Source organism: Pseudomonas asplenii (assembly GCF_001293465.1).
Lineage (GTDB): Bacteria > Pseudomonadota > Gammaproteobacteria > Pseudomonadales > Pseudomonadaceae > Aquipseudomonas > Aquipseudomonas fuscovaginae_B.
This window is the reverse complement of the sequence record NZ_JSYZ01000015.1, coordinates 76,819-93,335: the sequence shown is the minus strand read 5'-3', so window position 1 is coordinate 93,335 and position 16,517 is coordinate 76,819. Positions and strand designations below refer to the sequence as shown.

21 protein-coding genes are annotated in these 16,517 nt (G+C 64.4%); 5 read left to right on the top strand and 16 right to left on the bottom strand.

From position 1 onward, the window contains the following. Positions 1 to 2 precede the first annotated feature (2 nt). The 8 genes from hemW to PF66_RS19135 all read right to left on the bottom strand — a co-directional run bounded on the left by hemW (position 3) and on the right by PF66_RS19135 (position 6,406). A complete protein-coding gene (gene hemW, locus PF66_RS19170) occupies positions 3 to 1,205 on the bottom strand; it encodes a radical SAM family heme chaperone HemW (RefSeq protein WP_054063540.1) in 1,203 nt (400 codons plus the stop codon). Beyond that, a complete protein-coding gene (gene rdgB / locus PF66_RS19165) occupies positions 1,202 to 1,798 on the bottom strand; it encodes an RdgB/HAM1 family non-canonical purine NTP pyrophosphatase (RefSeq protein ID WP_054058061.1) in 597 nt (198 codons plus the stop codon). Before rdgB ends, hemW begins: the two co-directional genes overlap by 4 nt. After that, positions 1,795 to 2,229: a DUF4426 domain-containing protein gene (locus PF66_RS19160; protein ID WP_054058062.1), complete on the bottom strand. Its 435-nt coding sequence runs from the start codon at positions 2,227 to 2,229 to the stop codon at positions 1,795 to 1,797. Before PF66_RS19160 ends, rdgB begins: the two co-directional genes overlap by 4 nt. Positions 2,230 to 2,255: 26 nt before the next feature. Further along, complete coding sequence (gene metW / locus PF66_RS19155) at positions 2,256 to 2,876, bottom strand: methionine biosynthesis protein MetW (protein ID WP_054058063.1); 621 nt, start codon at positions 2,874 to 2,876, stop codon at positions 2,256 to 2,258. Positions 2,877 to 2,883: 7 nt separating this feature from the next. Beyond that, positions 2,884 to 4,023, bottom strand: coding sequence for a homoserine O-succinyltransferase MetX (gene metX, locus PF66_RS19150; RefSeq protein ID WP_054063539.1), 1,140 nt, complete (start codon positions 4,021 to 4,023; stop codon positions 2,884 to 2,886). Positions 4,024 to 4,259: 236 nt separating this feature from the next. Further along, positions 4,260 to 4,850, bottom strand: a complete 591-nt coding sequence (locus PF66_RS19145) for a YggT family protein (protein ID WP_054058065.1) — start codon at positions 4,848 to 4,850, stop codon at positions 4,260 to 4,262. Between the two features lie 17 nt (positions 4,851 to 4,867). Beyond that, a complete protein-coding gene (proC, locus tag PF66_RS19140; RefSeq protein ID WP_054063538.1) occupies positions 4,868 to 5,686 on the bottom strand; it encodes a pyrroline-5-carboxylate reductase in 819 nt (272 codons plus the stop codon). Between the two features lie 33 nt (positions 5,687 to 5,719). Further along, positions 5,720 to 6,406, bottom strand: a complete 687-nt coding sequence (locus PF66_RS19135) for a YggS family pyridoxal phosphate-dependent enzyme (RefSeq protein ID WP_054058066.1) — start codon at positions 6,404 to 6,406, stop codon at positions 5,720 to 5,722. Between the two features lie 56 nt (positions 6,407 to 6,462). Between PF66_RS19135 and PF66_RS19130 the strand changes: the two genes are divergently transcribed. Then, on the top strand, positions 6,463 to 7,497 hold the full coding sequence (locus PF66_RS19130) for a type IV pilus twitching motility protein PilT (RefSeq protein WP_054058067.1): 1,035 nt from the start codon (positions 6,463 to 6,465) through the stop codon (positions 7,495 to 7,497). 51 nt (positions 7,498 to 7,548) lie between these two features. Here the strand turns inward: PF66_RS19130 and PF66_RS19125 are convergent, their stop codons facing one another. Further along, positions 7,549 to 8,205, bottom strand: a complete 657-nt coding sequence (locus PF66_RS19125) for a C40 family peptidase (protein ID WP_054058068.1) — start codon at positions 8,203 to 8,205, stop codon at positions 7,549 to 7,551. A 251-nt stretch (positions 8,206 to 8,456) separates the two neighbouring features. On the opposite strand from PF66_RS19125, the gene PF66_RS19120 reads away from it, so the two are divergent. Next, positions 8,457 to 8,876 (top strand): TM2 domain-containing protein, encoded by a 420-nt coding sequence (locus PF66_RS19120; protein WP_054058069.1) that lies wholly within the window; start codon positions 8,457 to 8,459, stop codon positions 8,874 to 8,876. A 131-nt stretch (positions 8,877 to 9,007) separates the two neighbouring features. On the opposite strand, the gene PF66_RS19115 is transcribed toward PF66_RS19120, so the two are convergent. The 7 genes from PF66_RS19115 to gshB all read right to left on the bottom strand — a co-directional run bounded on the left by PF66_RS19115 (position 9,008) and on the right by gshB (position 14,868). After that, positions 9,008 to 10,279: a dihydroorotase gene (locus PF66_RS19115; RefSeq protein WP_054063537.1), complete on the bottom strand. Its 1,272-nt coding sequence runs from the start codon at positions 10,277 to 10,279 to the stop codon at positions 9,008 to 9,010. Continuing rightward, complete coding sequence (locus PF66_RS19110; protein WP_054063536.1) at positions 10,276 to 11,280, bottom strand: aspartate carbamoyltransferase catalytic subunit; 1,005 nt, start codon at positions 11,278 to 11,280, stop codon at positions 10,276 to 10,278. Before PF66_RS19110 ends, PF66_RS19115 begins: the two co-directional genes overlap by 4 nt. A 15-nt stretch (positions 11,281 to 11,295) precedes the next feature. After that, positions 11,296 to 11,811: a bifunctional pyr operon transcriptional regulator/uracil phosphoribosyltransferase PyrR gene (pyrR, locus tag PF66_RS19105; protein WP_054060887.1), complete on the bottom strand. Its 516-nt coding sequence runs from the start codon at positions 11,809 to 11,811 to the stop codon at positions 11,296 to 11,298. A 68-nt stretch (positions 11,812 to 11,879) separates the two neighbouring features. Then, positions 11,880 to 12,320, bottom strand: a complete 441-nt coding sequence (gene ruvX, locus PF66_RS19100) for a Holliday junction resolvase RuvX (protein WP_054060888.1) — start codon at positions 12,318 to 12,320, stop codon at positions 11,880 to 11,882. Further along, positions 12,320 to 12,889 (bottom strand): YqgE/AlgH family protein, encoded by a 570-nt coding sequence (locus PF66_RS19095; RefSeq protein WP_054060889.1) that lies wholly within the window; start codon positions 12,887 to 12,889, stop codon positions 12,320 to 12,322. Before PF66_RS19095 ends, ruvX begins: the two co-directional genes overlap by 1 nt. Before the next feature lie 48 nt (positions 12,890 to 12,937). Then, positions 12,938 to 13,837: an energy transducer TonB gene (locus PF66_RS19090; protein WP_054063535.1), complete on the bottom strand. Its 900-nt coding sequence runs from the start codon at positions 13,835 to 13,837 to the stop codon at positions 12,938 to 12,940. 77 nt (positions 13,838 to 13,914) lie between these two features. Next, positions 13,915 to 14,868, bottom strand: coding sequence for a glutathione synthase (gene gshB / locus PF66_RS19085; RefSeq protein ID WP_054060891.1), 954 nt, complete (start codon positions 14,866 to 14,868; stop codon positions 13,915 to 13,917). Between the two features lie 238 nt (positions 14,869 to 15,106). On the opposite strand from gshB, the gene pilG reads away from it, so the two are divergent. From pilG to PF66_RS19070, 3 genes are read left to right on the top strand one after another with little or no spacing between them, the layout of a single operon-like run. Continuing rightward, positions 15,107 to 15,514 (top strand): twitching motility response regulator PilG, encoded by a 408-nt coding sequence (gene pilG, locus PF66_RS19080; protein ID WP_054060892.1) that lies wholly within the window; start codon positions 15,107 to 15,109, stop codon positions 15,512 to 15,514. A gap of 45 nt (positions 15,515 to 15,559) precedes the next feature. Next, on the top strand, positions 15,560 to 15,925 hold the full coding sequence (gene pilH, locus PF66_RS19075; RefSeq protein ID WP_054060893.1) for a twitching motility response regulator PilH: 366 nt from the start codon (positions 15,560 to 15,562) through the stop codon (positions 15,923 to 15,925). 12 nt (positions 15,926 to 15,937) lie between these two features. Further along, entirely contained in the window at positions 15,938 to 16,477 is a 540-nt protein-coding gene (locus tag PF66_RS19070) for a chemotaxis protein CheW (protein ID WP_054060894.1), read from the top strand. The last annotated feature ends 40 nt before the right edge of the window (positions 16,478 to 16,517 follow it).

Sequence of the window (16,517 nt, the reverse complement as noted above, 5' to 3'; positions counted from 1 at the left end):
CCTTAGGTCAAAAAGTGTTGCAGCAGGTCATTGAGAAACAGCTGTCCGCGCGCGGTCGCCACCAGACGTGTCGGTTCGACCTGCAACAGGCCGCTTTGTTCGGCCTCGGCCCGCCCTTCGTTCAAGCTGTCGAGAGCAAGCCCGGTGCGTTGCGCGAACAAGGCCGCGTCGACACCCTCGGTCAGCCGCAGGGCGTTCATCAGGAACTCGAACGGTAGCTCGTCGTTCTCCAGTGCCTTCTCCCCGGCCTGGAAGTTCTTGGCAGGGTTCAGGTAATCCTTCGGCAGGCGGGTCTTCCAGGTGCGTACGATACGCCCGTCCGGATGGCTGAGCTTGCCGTGGGCACCGGCACCGATGCCGATGAAGTCGCCGAAGCTCCAGTAGTTCAGGTTGTGCCGCGCGGCCCGGCCGGGCTGGGCGTAGGCCGACACCTCGTACTGGGCGTAGCCGTGCTCGGCCAGCAGGGCCTGGCCGGCTTCCTGGATGTCCCACAGGGTGTCGTCTTCCGGCAGCGTCGGCGGCTGATTCCAGAACACCGTGTTCGGTTCCAGGGTCAGTTGGTACCAGGACAGGTGCGTCGGTTTCAGCGCGATGGCCTGGCGCAGGTCGCCCAAGGCGTCCTCCAGGGACTGGTCGGGCAGGCCGTGCATCAGGTCCAGGTTGAAGTTGTCGAAGCCGGCCTGGCGTGCCATGTCCGCCGCCCGCACGGCTTCACCGCCGGTGTGGATGCGGCCCAAGGCCTTGAGCTTGTCTTCCTGGAAGCTCTGGATGCCGATCGACAGGCGATTGATGCCCAACTGCCGGTAGGCGGTGAACTTATCCTGCTCGAAGGTGCCGGGGTTGGCCTCCAGCGTGATCTCGATGTCGCTGGCGAACGGGATGCGCGCCTCGACGCCCCTGAGCAACCGCCCCAGCGCCTGGGGGCTGAACAGGCTGGGTGTGCCGCCGCCGAAGAAAATCGAACTCAGCTCGCGGCCATAGGCGGCCGGCAGGTCCTGTTCGAGGTCGGCCAGCAACGCGTCGACATACTCTTTTTCCGGCAGCACGGGGCTGGCGGCATGGGAGTTGAAGTCGCAGTAGGGGCACTTGCGCACGCACCAGGGGATATGGATGTACAGCGCCAGGGGCGGCAACTGCGGCAAGGCCGCCCGAGGAGGTTGCGCACCGCCGTGGATCAGCGGCAGCGCGGGAGCGGTCCGGGTCATTGCAGGCCCAGGCGTTGCCGCAGCAGGACCATGGCGCGCGCGCGATGGCTGAGCTGGTTCTTTTCCACGGGGCTCAGTTCGGCGCTGGAGCAGTCGCGCTCCGGTACCCAGAACAGCGGGTCGTAGCCGAAACCGTGTTCGCCGCTGGCGGCGGTGAGGATGCGACCATGCCAGAGGCCTTCGCAAAGGATCGGCAGCGGGTCGTCGGCATGCCGGACCAGCGCCAGTACGCAGACGAACTGCGCTCCGCGCTCCGCCTCGGGAACATCCTTGAGCGCTTCGAGCAGCTTGGCGTTGTTCGCCGCATCGCCCTTGCCATCGGCATAGCGGGCCGAATAGATGCCCGGCGCGCCGCCGAGGAAGTCCACCGCCAGGCCCGAGTCGTCGGCCAGCGCCGGCAGGCCGGAGATGCGTGCGGCGTTGCGGGCCTTGAGGATGGCGTTCTCGACGAACGACAGGCCGGTTTCCTCCGGCTCGACGCTGCTGAACTCGCCGATCGAGCGCAGGTGCACCGACTCGCCGAGCATCGCCTGCAGTTCCTTGAGTTTGCCAGCGTTATGGCTGGCCAGTACCAACTGGGTGAAATTCATCATTCGCCTGGGAAAAGCTCTTGGTTGAAGCTGAAGGTATTGGTTTGCCCGCCGCTGGTGACCGCGATCTCGAAAGTACGGTTTTCCTGCTGGGGTACCGGAAACTGGGCGATGTAGTAGATCGCGCCCTGCTCGGTGATCTGCTTGAAGGTCAGTGGCAGGCTCTTGTTGGTCAGATCCTTGACGGCACCGCTGACCTGCGCCACCACCGGCTTGCCGGCCTTGAGCACCGCGACGTTGATCACGCCCTGGTTCTTGCTGCGCACCAGTTCGGTCGCCTTGGCGATGTCCGGTTGCAGGTAGGTGGAATTGAACGTGTTGTAGTGCACGGTGATGTCACCGAACACTTCCTGGCGCTCGCCCTTGATGGCGTCGGCGGCCATCGCCGACACCCCCAGGCAGGCACTCAACAGGAAAACCGCCAGACGTCCCATGATCATCCTCCTCGCACTCAGGTGATTTATACCGCGATCCGATGTTCCTGCAGGCCGGGGCTGCTGACGCGGTAGATGCCGATCTCTCCCAACAGATTAGGCCATAGCTTACTGGCCCACCCGTGGCGGTGCTGTTGATCCACGGCAAGCCGATCAATGACCTTGGCCTGGCGCTCGCGGCACAGTTCCTCGAAGTCCTCGAAGGTGCAGAAGTGGATGTTGGGGGTGTTGTACCAGGTGTACGGCAGGAATTCCGAGACCGGCATGCGGCCCTTGCTCGCCAGGTACCAGCGGCAGCGCCAGTGACCGAAGTTGGGGAAGGTGATGATGCACTGGCGGCCGACCCGGAGCATTTCGTCGAGGATCTTGTCCGGGTAGTGCACGGCCTGCAGGGCCTGGGTCATGACGACGATATCGAAGCTGTTGCTGGCGAAATTGCCCAGGCCCTTGTCCAGGTCCTGCTCGATGACGTTGATACCCTTGGCCACGCAGGCGGCGATGTTGTCGGCGTCGTTTTCCAGGCCGTAGCCGGTGACCTGCTTGTTGTCGCGCAGCCAGCTCAGCAGCTCACCGTCGCCGCAACCGAGGTCGAGCACGCGGCTGCCGGCGGGGATCCAGTCTTGGATGATTTCCAGGTCGGCTCTCATGGCGTCCTCACAGCGTAATCCGGTTCATGTAATGGCCGAACGCCTGCAAGTAACGCGGGATCGGGATCAGGAAGGCGTCGTGGCCTTGGGGGGCGTCGATCTCCAGGTAGCAGACGTCCTTGCGCGCGGCCATCAGCGCATCCACCACTTCCCGCGAGCGGGCCGGGGAGAAGCGCCAGTCGGTGGTGAAGGACATCACGCAGAAGCTGGCCTTGGCGCCGGCGAAGGTCTTCGCCAGGTCGTTGTCGAAGTTCGCCGCCGGGTCGAAGTAGTCCAGGGCCTTGGTCATCACCAGGTAGGTGTTGGCGTCGAAACGCCCGGAGAATTCCTCGCCCTGGTAGCGCAGGTAGCTTTCGACCTGGAACTCGACGCTGTGGAAATCGTAGTTGAGCTTGTCGCTCTTGAGTCCGCGGCCGAATTTCTCGCCCATGGAGTCGTCGGACAGGTAGGTGATATGCCCGACCATCCGCGCCAGCATCAGCCCACGCTTGGGAATCACGTTATGTTCCTGGAACGAGCCGCCGTGGAATTCGGGGTCGGTGAGGATCGCCTGGCGCGCCACTTCGTTGAAGGCGATGTTCTGCGCCGACAGCTTGGGCGCCGAAGCGATCGCTACGCAGTGGCGCACGCGATCCGGGTAGGTGATGGTCCACTGCATGGCCTGCATGCCGCCGAGGCTGCCGCCGACCACCGCTGCCCACTGGTCGATGCCCAGGCGATCGGCGAGGCGGGCCTGGCTGTGTACCCAGTCTTCGACGGTCAGCACCGGGAAGTCGGCGCCGAAGGGCTTGCCGGTCTCCGGGTTGATGCTGCTCGGGCCGGTGGAGCCGTTGCAGCCGCCGAGGTTGTTCAGGCTGACCACGAAGAACTTGGTGGTGTCGATCGGTTTGCCGGGGCCGATGCAGCTGTCCCACCAGCCGGGCTTGCGGTCGTCGGGGCTGTGGTAGCCCGCCGCGTGATGGTGGCCGGACAGGGCGTGGCAGATCAGCACCGCGTTGCTCGCCGTGGCGTTGAGGGTGCCGTAGGTTTCGTAGATCAGATCGTAGGCCGGCAGGGAGCGACCACAGGCCAGGGCCAGGGGCTCGCTGAAGTGTGCCGTTTGCGGCACGACCAGCCCGACGGAATCGTGGGGAAAGACTGTGGACATCGACCCTGCTCACGCTTGAATGAGGCGTAAGTCTAATGAGCGGGGGGATCAGCGGCAAGCAAAGGCCCGACCGGGTGGCGATTTGCGCAAAAACAGAAGCCTGGAGTGGACTGCTCCCAGGAAGTTGGACACCCATCCAACCCTTGGGGGCAGACTGTGGGAGCGGGCTTGCCCGCGGATGGGCCCTTGAGGCCGCTGATAGCTTCGCGGGCCAGCCCGCTCCCACAGGGGTTGCGTCAGATCAGGCGGAACAGCACTTCAGGCATGCCGCTCATCACCGCCAGCGGCGGGATCACATAGCTCTGCAGCAGCTGGATCACCAGGAATGCCAGGATCGGCGAGATATCCAGCCCGCCCAGGTTCGGCACGATCTTGCGGAACGGCGCCAGCACCGGCTCGCTGATCTGGTACACCAGCTCGGCCGCCGGGCTATGGCTGCTCGGGGCGACCCAGGAGAGGATCACGCTGATGATCATGGCGAAGAAGAACACCTTGAGGAACAGCGAGGTGACGCCGATGATCGCCCAGATCAGCAGGTAGGCGATATTGCCGGCCACGCCGTAGCTGAGCAGCAGGATCACCGCCATCAGCAGCATCTGCACGATGATCGCCAGCACCAGCGACGACATGTCCAGGCCGAACAGGCTCGGAATCACCCGGCGCATCGGCTTGAGCAGCGGCTGGGTGGCCTTGACGGTGAACTGGCAGAGCGGGTTGTAGAAGTTGGCCCGTACCAGTTGCAGGATGAAACGCAACAGAACCACCAGCAGATACAGGCTGCCCAGGGTCTGGATGACGAAGATGGCAGCGCTATTGAGTGCAAACATCAGTATTCCCCCGAAAGTTACTGACCGAGCTGCTCGGCCATTTCGGCCGAACGCTGGGCGGCGGCGGCGAGCGCCTTGTCTACCAGGGCTTCGAAGCCGCCGGCCTGGAAGGTCTTGATCGCCGCTTCGGTGGTGCCGGCCGGGGAAGTCACCCGACGGCGCAGTTCGGCGGCATCCACGTCGCTGGCGACGGCCATGTGGGCGGCGCCTAAGGCGGTCTGCTGGCTCAGTTGGGTGGCGATTTCACGTGGCAGGCCGAGTTTCTCGCCGGCGGCGGTCATGGCCTCGATGAGCAGGAAGAAATAGGCCGGGCCGCTGCCGGATACTGCGGTGACCGCGTCCAGCTGCCGTTCTTCATCCAGCCACAGGGCCGAGCCGACGGCCGACAGCAGGGTCTGTGCCTGCTGGCGCTGTTCGTCCGACACCTGGTGGGTGGCGTACAGGCCGCTGACGCCTCTGCGCAGCAGCGACGGGGTGTTGGGCATGCAGCGCACCACCGGTTGTTCGCCGAGCCAGTTGTTCAGGCTGGCACAGGTGATGCCGGCGGCAATCGACACCACCAGCTGGTTGGGCCTGAGGCTGGGGCGCAAGGCCTCGCACACGGCCTTCATGGCCTGTGGCTTGACCGCCAGCACCACCACGTCCGCGCCCTGGACGGCCTCGGCGTTGTCGGCGAACACGTCGATGCCGTGTTCGGCAGCCACCCGCGCACGGGTCTCGGCGCCCGGATCGCTGGCGCGAATCAGGGCGGCATCCAGGCCTTCGGCACGCAGACCGCCGATCAGGCTGGCTGCCATGTTGCCGGCGCCGATGAAGGTGATTCGATTCTTGCTCATGAAGGATCCTTGGAAAGAGTGTGTGGGGCCCTTTCAGGCCTGGCCGTAGTCGCGGGCGCCAAACAGGGCGGTACCGATCCGCACCCAGGTGGCGCCTTGGGCAATGGCCGACTCGAGGTCGTGGCTCATGCCCATGGAAAGTGTGTCGAGCGGCAGGTCGAGGCTGTTCTGCAAGGTTCGCACGGTGGCGAACGCGGCGTCTTGTGCGGCACGCTCTTCGGTGGGTTCGGGGATCGCCATCAGGCCGCGCAGCACCAGGTTCGGCAGTTGGCCGATGGCGGCGGCCAGGGCCGGCAGGTCGGCCGGAGTGCATCCGGATTTGCTGGCCTCGCCGCTGACGTTGACCTGAATGCAGATATTCAGTGGTGGCAGGCCGGCCGGACGTTGTTCGGACAGGCGTTGTGCGATTTTCAGGCGATCCACGGAATGCACCCAGTCGAAATGCTCGGCAATGGCTCGAGTCTTGTTCGATTGAATGGGGCCGATAAAGTGCCAACTCAAGGGCAGGTCGGTCAATTCGGCCTGTTTGCCGAGGGCTTCCTGCAGGTAGTTCTCGCCGAAGTCCCTGACGCCTGCGGCATGGGCTTCGCGAATGGCGGCGGCGGGCTTGGTCTTGCTCACGGCGAGCAGGTGGACGTCGGCGGCATCGCGGCCTGCGGCCAGGGCGGCGGCGCGGATACGGGCTGCAACGGAGGCAATGTTGTCTGCTATCGTGGTCATTCAATCTCGCCCGCAGTTCAAAAGTCTGCGGCATTCTACCTGTATTGGGGAGTCTCATGGATATCACCGAGCTGCTGGCCTTTAGCGCCAAACAGGGCGCGTCGGACTTGCATCTCTCGGCCGGGTTGCCACCGATGATCCGGGTCGATGGCGACGTGCGCCGGATCAACCTGCCGGCGCTGGACCACAAGCAGGTCCATGATCTGATCTATGACATCATGAATGACCGCCAGCGCAAGGACTACGAGGAGTTCCTGGAAACCGACTTCTCCTTCGAGGTGCCGGGTGTGGCGCGCTTCCGGGTCAATGCCTTCAACCAGAACCGTGGCGCGGGTGCGGTATTCCGTACCATTCCGTCGAAAGTCCTGACCATGGACGACCTGGGCATGGGCGAGGTGTTCCGCAAGATCACCGAGGTGCCCCGTGGCCTGGTGCTGGTGACCGGGCCGACCGGCTCGGGCAAGTCGACCACCCTGGCGGCGATGATCGATCACCTGAACAACAACCGGCACCACCATATCCTCACCATCGAGGACCCGATCGAGTTCGTCCACGAATCGAAGAAATGCCTGGTCAACCAGCGTGAGGTGCACCGCGATACCCAGAGCTTCTCCGCGGCCCTGCGCTCGGCCCTGCGTGAAGACCCGGACGTGATCCTGGTGGGCGAGATGCGCGACCTGGAAACCATCCGCCTGGCGCTGACCGCCGCGGAAACCGGGCACCTGGTGTTCGGCACCCTGCACACCACTTCGGCGGCGAAGACCATCGACCGGGTGGTCGACGTGTTCCCGGCGGAGGAGAAATCCATGGTCCGCTCGATGCTCTCCGAGTCGTTGCAGGCGGTGATTTCCCAGAGCCTGCTGAAAAAGATCGGCGGCGGCCGGGTGGCGGCCCACGAAATCATGCTGGGCACCCCGGCGATTCGCAACCTGATCCGCGAGGACAAGGTGGCGCAGATGTACTCGTCGATCCAGACCGGCGGCTCCCTGGGCATGCAGACGCTGGACATGTGCCTCAAGGATCTGCTGGCCAAGGGCCTGATCGCCCGCGACAGTGCCCGCGAGAAGGCGAAGATTCCCGACAACTTCTAGAGCAGCGTTGTCTGATCGGTCATGCCCTGGCTGACGCGCAGGGCTTCAGGCTCAGCGCTGGACGACCCGCATGTGGCCGGTCTGTTCCTTCGCGATCACCCGCTTGGCGACTGCGTAGTGGCTGGCCCAGTAGGGCTTCTTCAGGGTGTCGATGGTCACCGACTTGCCGCGACGCGGGGCATGGATGAAGCGGTCGTTGCCCAGGTAGATGGCAACGTGGTTGACCTTGCGGCTCTTGATGTTGAAGAACAGCAGGTCACCCGGCTTCAGGTCCTTGCGATCGACCTTCTGGCCGTGACCGGAGGCCATGGCGTTGGAGGTGCGGGGCAGGTCGCTGGCGGCGACACCGTTATAGGCGTACTTGACCAGCCCGCTGCAGTCGAAGCCCTTGCTCGGGCTGCTGCCACCCCAGCGATAGGGAGTGCCCAGCACATTCACCGCGCGGCTCAGGGCGGCGCTGCTCTGCTTGCTGTTCGGTGCACCGGCAACGGCTGCGGTGAGCTCGGCCTGTTTCACTTTACCGTGGCTGTTATGCCTGCCAGGGTGTTTGCTGCCAGGAGCACTGATCTCGGAAATTTTGGCGACAGCTGCAGGTGACTTTGCAGTGTGGCCGTCGATATTGGGAAGACGTTGCTCACGATTGGTGGCGTGGGCGGCCAGTGGCATCAAAAGGCAAATGGTCAGCCATGTCTTGAAAAATGGTCGCATTAGGCAAGGCTCATATGGATTTAGCGCGCAACTTTATAACAGCTTGCAGGTCTTTCCGAGGCCGTTTGTCGACTCTATACAGGAGGCAAAAGCGCTCTGCGCCGCCGAAAAGAGACCCATGGGTCACGCGCAAGCCAGGTGCGGCAAGGCTTTCAGCGATTTTCAGCAAGACTCTGTTACATGTTTTGAGACAGTAAAAAAGTCACAAAAAAAGACGAAAAATTTATCTATCGCGCTCGGAGAGGACATTCATGAACAGCTATCGGCACGATGGCACCCTGGCCAATACCCACAACGTTTTTCTCGGGTATTTGCTGTGGATCTTCGGTTTTACCGGTTCCCATCGCTTCTACTACGGCAAGCCGGTGACCGGGACGATCTGGTTTTGTACGTTTGGCCTGCTGGGGATCGGCTGGCTGATCGACGTGTTCCTGATTCCGGGCATGGATCGCGAGGCCGATCTGCGTTTTACCCCGGGTCCGCTGGACTATACCGTCGCCTGGTTGTTGCTGACCTTTCTCGGCATCTTCGGTGTGCACCGCATGTACCAGGGCAAGTGGATCACCGGGCTGTTGTATCTGGTGACCGGCGGGCTGCTGGGGCTCGGGGTGCTGTATGACTTTTGGACGTTGAATGACCAGATTTCGCTGAGGAACAGCGGACGGGGGTGAGATTTTCGCTGGGGGTTGCGGTGTTCCCTTCGCGGGCGAGCCGCGCTCCTACAGGGCGGTGTCGTACACAAGCGCTGCGTACACGCGCAATTGTAGGCGCGCGGCTTGCCCGCGAAGGGGCACCACGGTTTTTACGCCTGGTGGGTAATCCGCCCATCCATCAGCGTGTAACGCACCGTCCCCGGGAGCGCATGCCCGATGAACGGGCAGTTCTCGCCGCGTGACAGCCACTGCTCGCCGGCCACGGTGGAGGTGCCCGGATCGAACAGCACCAGGTCCGCCGCGGCCCCCACCGCCAGTTTGCCCGCCGGCAGGCGCAGGGCATCGGCCGGTCCGGCGCTCAGTCGGGCGAGCAGGGTTGGCAGGTCGAGCAGGCCGTCTTCCACCAGGGTCAGGGCCAGCGGCAGCAGCAGTTCGACGCTGCTGATGCCCGGCTCGGTCGCGCCGAACGGTGCCAGCTTGGCGTCACGCTCGTGAGGCTGGTGGTGACTGGAGATGGCGCCGATCACCCCGGACTTCACCGCCTCGCGCAGGCCATCGCGGTCGGCGCGGGTGCGCAGCGGCGGTTGCACGTGGTACAGGCTGGAGAAGTCGATCAGCGCTTCGTCGGTGAGGATCAACTGGTACAGCGCCACGTCGGCGGTAACCCGCAGGCCCTTGGCCTGGGCCTGGGCGATCAGGGCCGCGCCGCGGGCGCTGGTCAGCTGGCTGAAGTGCGCGCGTACGCCGGTCTGCTCGACCAGCAGCAGGTCACGGGCCAGGGCCACGGTCTCGGCGGTTTCCGGGATGCCCGGCAGGCCGAGGAAGCTGGCGGTCGCGCCTTCGTGGGCCAGGCCGCCTTCGGCCAGATCGTGGTCCTGGGAGTGGAACACCACCGTCAGGTCGAACGTGGCCGCGTATTCCAGGGCCCGGCACAGGGTGCGGGTGTTGCGGAAGCTGTTCAGGCCGTTGCCGAACGCCACGCAGCCGGCATCACGCAGGGCCACCAGTTCCGCCAGTTGCTCGCCTTCCAGGCCCTTGCTCAGGGCACCGATCGGGAACACCTTGGTATTGCCGGCCTCACGGGCACGGTCGAGGATCAGTTCGGCGACTGCCGAAGTGTCGAGTACCGGCTTGGTCCGTGGCGGGCAGCACAGGCTGGTGACACCGCCGGCGGCGGCGGCGCGGGTTTCGCTGGCGATGCTGCCCTTGCGGCTGTAGCCCGGCTCGCGCAGGGCGACGTTCAGGTCGACCAGCCCGGGGGCGGCGACCAGGCCCTTGGCGTCAAGGCTTTCGCTTGGCTCGAAACCGGCCGGTGCGGTGCCGATGGCGACGATCCGGCCGGCTTCCAGGTGCAGGTCGCTGACCTGGTCCAGGCCGCTGCTCGGGTCAATGACGCGGGCGCCGATAATGCTGAGCTTCACTGGGCGTTCTCCTGCTCGAATTGGCGCTGGGCAGTCTGCCCGCTCATGGCCATGGACAATACGGCCATGCGTACGGCGATGCCGTAGGTAACCTGGTTGAGGATGACCGAACGCGGACCGTCGGCCACCGCCGATTCGATCTCCACGCCGCGGTTGATCGGGCCCGGATGCATGACGATGGCATCCGGCTTGGCGCCGGCCAGGCGCGTGGTGGTCAGGCCGAACAGGCGGTAGAACTCGCCCTCGCTGGGCAGCAGGCCGCCGGTCATGCGCTCGCGCTGCAGGCGCAGCATGATCACCACGTCGACATCCTTGAGACCTTCGGTCATGTCGGTGTAGACCTTCACGCCGTACTGCTCGATACCGATCGGCACCAGCGTCTTGGGTGCGATCACGCGGATATCCGGGCAGCCCAGGGTCTTGAGCGCGAGCATGTTCGAGCGGGCGACCCGCGAGTGCAGGATGTCGCCGACGATCGCCACCGAGAGGTTCTCGAAGCCGCCCTTGTGCCGACGGATGGTCAGCATGTCGAGCATGCCCTGGGTCGGGTGGGCGTGGCGGCCGTCGCCGCCGTTGATGATCGCCACCTGCGGGCAGACGTGTTCGGCGATGAAGTGCGCGGCACCGGAGTCGGAATGGCGCACCACGAACATGTCGGCGGCCATGGCTTCGAGATTGCGCAGGGTATCGAGCAGGGTTTCGCCCTTGCTCGCGGACGAGGTCGACACGTTCAGCGAGATCACGTCGGCCGACAGCCGCTGGGCCGCCAGTTCGAAGGTGGTGCGGGTGCGGGTGGAGTTCTCGAAGAACACGTTGCACACGGTCTTGCCACGCAGCAGCGGGACTTTCTTCACCGCCCGGGCACCGACCTCGAGGAACGAGTCGGCGGTGTCGAGGATTTCGGTCAGCAGCTCGCGGGGCAGGCCGTCGAGTGACAGGAAGTGGCGCAGCTGGCCCTGATCATTGAGCTGCAGGGGGCGCTTGGCGTCTGGAGGCGTCATCGCAGAGGACTCTTTTTAAGGTGCTTGAAGGGCCAGATCTTGAAGTTCGAGCTGGAGCGGCGCGGGGCCGGACAATTTTACCCGTTCCGTGGGGGCCAGGGACAGGGTTGCCCCCACCACATTCGGCCGGATCGGCAACTCGGCGGCGTCCAGGTCCAGCAGGCAGACCAGGGTCACGCTGGCCGGGCGGCCATAGTCGAACAGTTCATTGAGGGCGGCGCGAATGGTCCGGCCGCTCATCAGCACGTCGTCGATCAGCACCAGGTGCTGGCCTTCGATCTCGAACGGCAGCTCCGACGGACGTACCTGCGGATGCAGGCCGTTCTGGCTGAAGTCGTCGCGGTAGAAGGAAACGTCCAGGGTGCCCAGTGGCGAATCGCTGTCCAGGGCCTTGAGCAGCGCCTGGGCGACCCACACGCCGCCGGTGCGGATGCCGATGTAGCGTGGGCTGTCGATGGCTCGCTGCTGCAGATGGGCCTTGAGGCGGACGGCCATCTGGTCGATCAGTTCGGCGGGATTGGGCAGGCTCATGATGGCTCCTTCAAGGGCCCCGCCCGACAGGCGCGGCGAGGGCTGAGACGGTACGACGCGCGGCGCCGTCAGGATTCGGGGGATACGGGGTTTTCTTCGATCCAGCTTTGCAGCAGCAGTTTGGCGGCGATGGCGTCCACCGGGTTGTCGCGGTAGCTGCCTTTGTGCCCACCCTTGGCCATGCGTTCGCCCTTGGCCTCGAAGGTGGTCAGGCGTTCGTCCTGGGTGAAGAACGGCACGTTGTAGCGGCCGTTGAGGCGGCGGGCGAATTTTTCCGCGCGGGCGCACATCTCGCTGGGCGTGCCGTCCATGTTCAGGGGCAGGCCGACCACCACCGCATCGGGTTTCCACTCCTTGATCAGGGCTTCGACCTGGTTCCAGTCGGGCACGCCGTTCTGCGCCTTGAGGGTGCACAGTTCGCGGGCCTGGCCGGTGACCATCTGGCCGACGGCAACGCCGATCTGCCGGGTGCCGTAGTCGAAACCCAGCAACAGACGGATATTGGCCATCAGGCGTGGCCCGCCTGGCTGGTCAGCAGGTTGAGGTTGACGCCCAGGTGCGCGGCAGCGGCGGCCAGGCGGTCTTCGCTATCGGTGTTGAAGAGGATTTCCGGGGAGAACGGGCAGGTCAGCCAGGCGTTATCGGCCAGCTCGGCCTCCAGTTGTCCGGCTTCCCAGCCGGCGTAGCCAAGGGTGATCAGGCTGCGCTCGGGGCCGACGCCATCGGCGATGGCGAACAGCACGTCCTGGGAAGTCGACAGCGCCAGGCCCTCGAGTTCGACGGTGGCCTGGTAGGTCTTGCCGATCGGGTGCAGGACGAAGCCGCGATCGGTCTGCACCGGGCCGCCGGAATAGATCGGAATATGCTGGCACAGCGCTGGCGGGTCGATATCAGGGCGCAACTGTTCGAGGATATCGGCCAGGTTCAGCGATTGCGGCCGGTTGATCACCAGTCCCATGGCGCCGTTTGCGCTGTGCTCGACGATATAGGTCACCGTCTGCGCAAAGTTCGGGTCGGCCATATGCGGCATGGCGATCAGGAAGTGATGCTTGAGGTACGTCGGGGTGAGGTTTTTCATGAACCCTAGTGTGGCGTTGGGCAGCCGAACTGACAAGCACGATGGCGCTCAATTGCTGGACAGCCGGTCCCCCCGGGCGAAACGCCAGGTACGGATGATTTCCAGGCGGTCGATGTCCGACAGGTCGCCGGTGAACGGCGCGAACGGCGCCGCCAGGCGGACGATGCGCTGCGCCGCCTGGTCCAGCAGCGGCTGGCCGGACGATTCGAGCACCAGCACCTCGTACAGCGAACCGTCGCGGTTGATCGACACCATCAGCCGCAGGCTGCCGTAGATCTGTTGGCGACGGGCTTCCTCGGGGTAGTTGAGGTTGCCGATCCGTTCGACCTTCTTGCGCCACTCGTCCTTGTACCAGGCGCCCTTGTCGCGCATGGTCGAAGCCGCGCTCAGGCGATGGATGCGGGGCCGCTTGGCATAGAGCTGGCGTTCCTTGGCCAGTTCCGCCTCCAGGCTGGCAATGTCGCTGGACAACTGCGAGCTGTCGAAGGTCGGCGTCTCGGCCCTGGGCGTGGCTTCGGGCTTGGGTTCTTCGTGGCGGGTGACGGTTTTCTTCGGTTTCGGCGCGACGGTGGCGACCGCCGCCTTGGGCGTCGCTTCGCTGACCTGCGGCTTGGCCGGCGGTGGCGTGGCCACCTTGTTGACGGTGTTGTCCTGGAACGGCGCGACCTCGGTGGTGGTCGGGATCGCCTTCTTGTCCAGGGTACCGCTGCCTTGCTGGTTTTCCTGGGCGAGGAAGTCGGCCTTGGCCGGCCTGGTCTCGCTCTTGAAGGTGGCCAGGGTGATTTCCAGGGTTCTGCTGACCTGTTTGGGCTCGACGAAACTGAACCCCACCCCGAGCAGCAGCGCCAGGTGGATCAGCGCGGCGAGAAACAGGGTAAAGCCGAGCCTGTCGGCCGGGCGCACGCCGGTGCGGTAGAGTTCGGGAGGCAGATCGGCGGGGAGAGTCATGACCAGAAAACCAACATCACGCGTTTCGGAGGCGGTGCATCATAGCGCAATGTTGGTTCCATCTCGGCTGTTCTACATCAACGGCTCTTGAGCTTCTGCTCAATGGCATCCATCAGCAGGCTGCCGATCCGGGTGCCGAAGGCGTTGTCGATCTCGCGGATGCAGGTCGGGCTGGTGACGTTGATTTCCGTCAGGTGCTCGCCGATGACATCCAGGCCTACGAACAGCAGGCCCTTTTCCCGCAGGGTCGGTCCGACCTGGGCGGCGATCCAGCGGTCGCGTTCGGTCAGCGGGCGGGCTTCGCCGCGACCGCCGGCGGCCAGGTTGCCGCGGGTTTCGCCGCTGGCCGGGATGCGTGCCAGGCAATAGGGTACCGGCTCGCCATCGACCATCAGGATGCGCTTGTCGCCGTCCTTGATCGCCGGCAGGTAGGCCTGGGCCATGATCTGCTGGCTGCCCAGGGCGGTGAGGGTTTCGAGGATCACCGACAGGTTCGGGTCGCCGACCCGGTGACGGAAGATCGAGGTGCCGCCCATGCCGTCCAGCGGCTTGAGGATCACATCGCCGTGCCTGGCGGCGAATTCACGCAGCACGTCGGCGCGGCGGCTGACCACGGTGGGCGGCGTGCACTGGGGGAACTGGGTGGCGAACAGTTTCTCGTTGCAGTCGCGCAGGCTCTGGGGCTTGTTCACCACCAGCACGCCGGCCCGTTCGGCCTGCTCCAGCAGGTAGGTGGAGTAGACGAACTCCATGTCGAACGGCGGGTCCTTGCGCATCAGGATCACGTCCAGCTCGCTCAGGGCCGCGTCGGTTTCCGCTTCCAGCTCGAACCAGTGCTCGGGGTTGGCGAACACCTTCAACGGTTTCATCCGCGCGCGGGCTACCCCGGCGTCCTGGTAAAGATCCTGCTGCTCCATGTAGAACAGCGTCCAGCCGCGCTCCTGGGCGGCCAGCAACATGGCCAGCGAGCTGTCCTTCTTGTAGGAAATGCTCGCGATGGGGTCCATGACAATCCCGAGACGAACGCTCATGGGCTATATCCTCTGTAGGCCGTGAAGGCCGCAATGACTTGATAAAGTGGCGTCAGAGTGGCGCTGTGGAGGTTCGCGGTCAAGGAAAAAGCTGGGGCGGGGGCCGCGCATGGATTGCGTAGGGAGACTGTGCTAAAAAGGTTCGCATCCTGTACGAAATCCTTCCGCATCAAGGGTTTCGCGCCCGGAAACCGGGCATCCCTGGAAAATGCGTCGCTGTGGCGATGGTAGAGCAGATATGGAACAGCATTCCACAGCCTTGAAAGTCATGGTCATCGATGACTCCAAGACGATTCGCCGTACCGCCGAAACGCTGTTGAAGCATGTCGGTTGCGAAGTCATCACCGCTGTCGACGGCTTCGAGGCGTTGGCCAAGATCGCCGATCACCACCCGGGCATCATCTTCGTCGACATCATGATGCCGCGCCTGGATGGCTACCAGACCTGCGCCCTGATCAAGAACAACAGTGCGTTCAAGTCGACGCCGGTGATCATGCTGTCCTCCAAGGACAGCCTGTTCGACAAGGCCAAGGGACGTATCGTCGGTTCTGATCAGTTCTTGACCAAACCCTTCAGCAAGGAAGAACTGCTGGAGGCGATCAAGGCGCATGTCCCGGGATTTGCGGCAGTAGAACAAGCACTTTGACGGGGGGCCGCCGGGCCGCCTGCTTTATAAGAAATGGGGAGCACCATGGCACGCATCCTGATCGTCGATGATTCGCCGACTGAAATGTACAAACTGACCGGCATGCTGGAAAGGCACGGTCATGAAGTCCTCAAGGCCGAGAACGGCGCCGACGGCGTGGCCCTGGCCCGTCAGGAAAAGCCCGATGCGGTGCTGATGGATATCGTCATGCCCGGCCTCAACGGCTTCCAGGCGACCCGGCAACTGACCAAGGATCCGGAAACCTCGGCGATCCCGGTGATCATCATCACCACCAAGGACCAGGAGACCGACAAGGTCTGGGGCACGCGCCAGGGCGCCAGGGACTACCTGACCAAGCCGGTCGAAGAGGAAACCCTGCTCAAGACCCTGAACAACGTCCTGGCCGGTTGACGGCCGGCAGCCATGGCCGAATCGCAGACCGCCTTTGCGCTCCTGCTGGAGATCGACCAGCGCTGTCGGGCGCTGGCGGCGGACCTGCCGTCCCAGGAAGCCCGCCAGGATACCTGGAGCGGCATCGGTTTCCGGCTCGGCGAGCAGTGGTACGTGGCGCCCATGGGCGAAGTGGCCGAAGTGCTGCATGAGCCGCGCTACACCCTGCTGCCGGGGGTGAAGCCCTGGGTCAGGGGCGTGGCCAACCTGCGCGGGCGGCTGCTGCCGCTGATGGACCTGTGCGGGTTCTTCGGTCATGAGTTGTCGACCGTGCGCAAGCAGCGTCGGGTACTGGTGCTGGAGTACAAGGACGTGTTCGCCGGCCTGCTGGTGGACGAGGTGGCGGGCATGCAGCACTTTCCCCGGGACAGCCGGCAGTTGCATTCGGTCGAGCGCCCGGAACAGGTCGTCGCGCCCTTCGTGCAGGGCTGTTTCGAACGTGGGCGCAACTGGTGGGTCTTCAGCCCGTTCAGCCTGGCGCAGGCTCCGGGGTTTCTTGATGTTGCAGTCTAATCGTGTGTCCGGCTTGCGCGGGGCCCGCTTCCATGGCAGT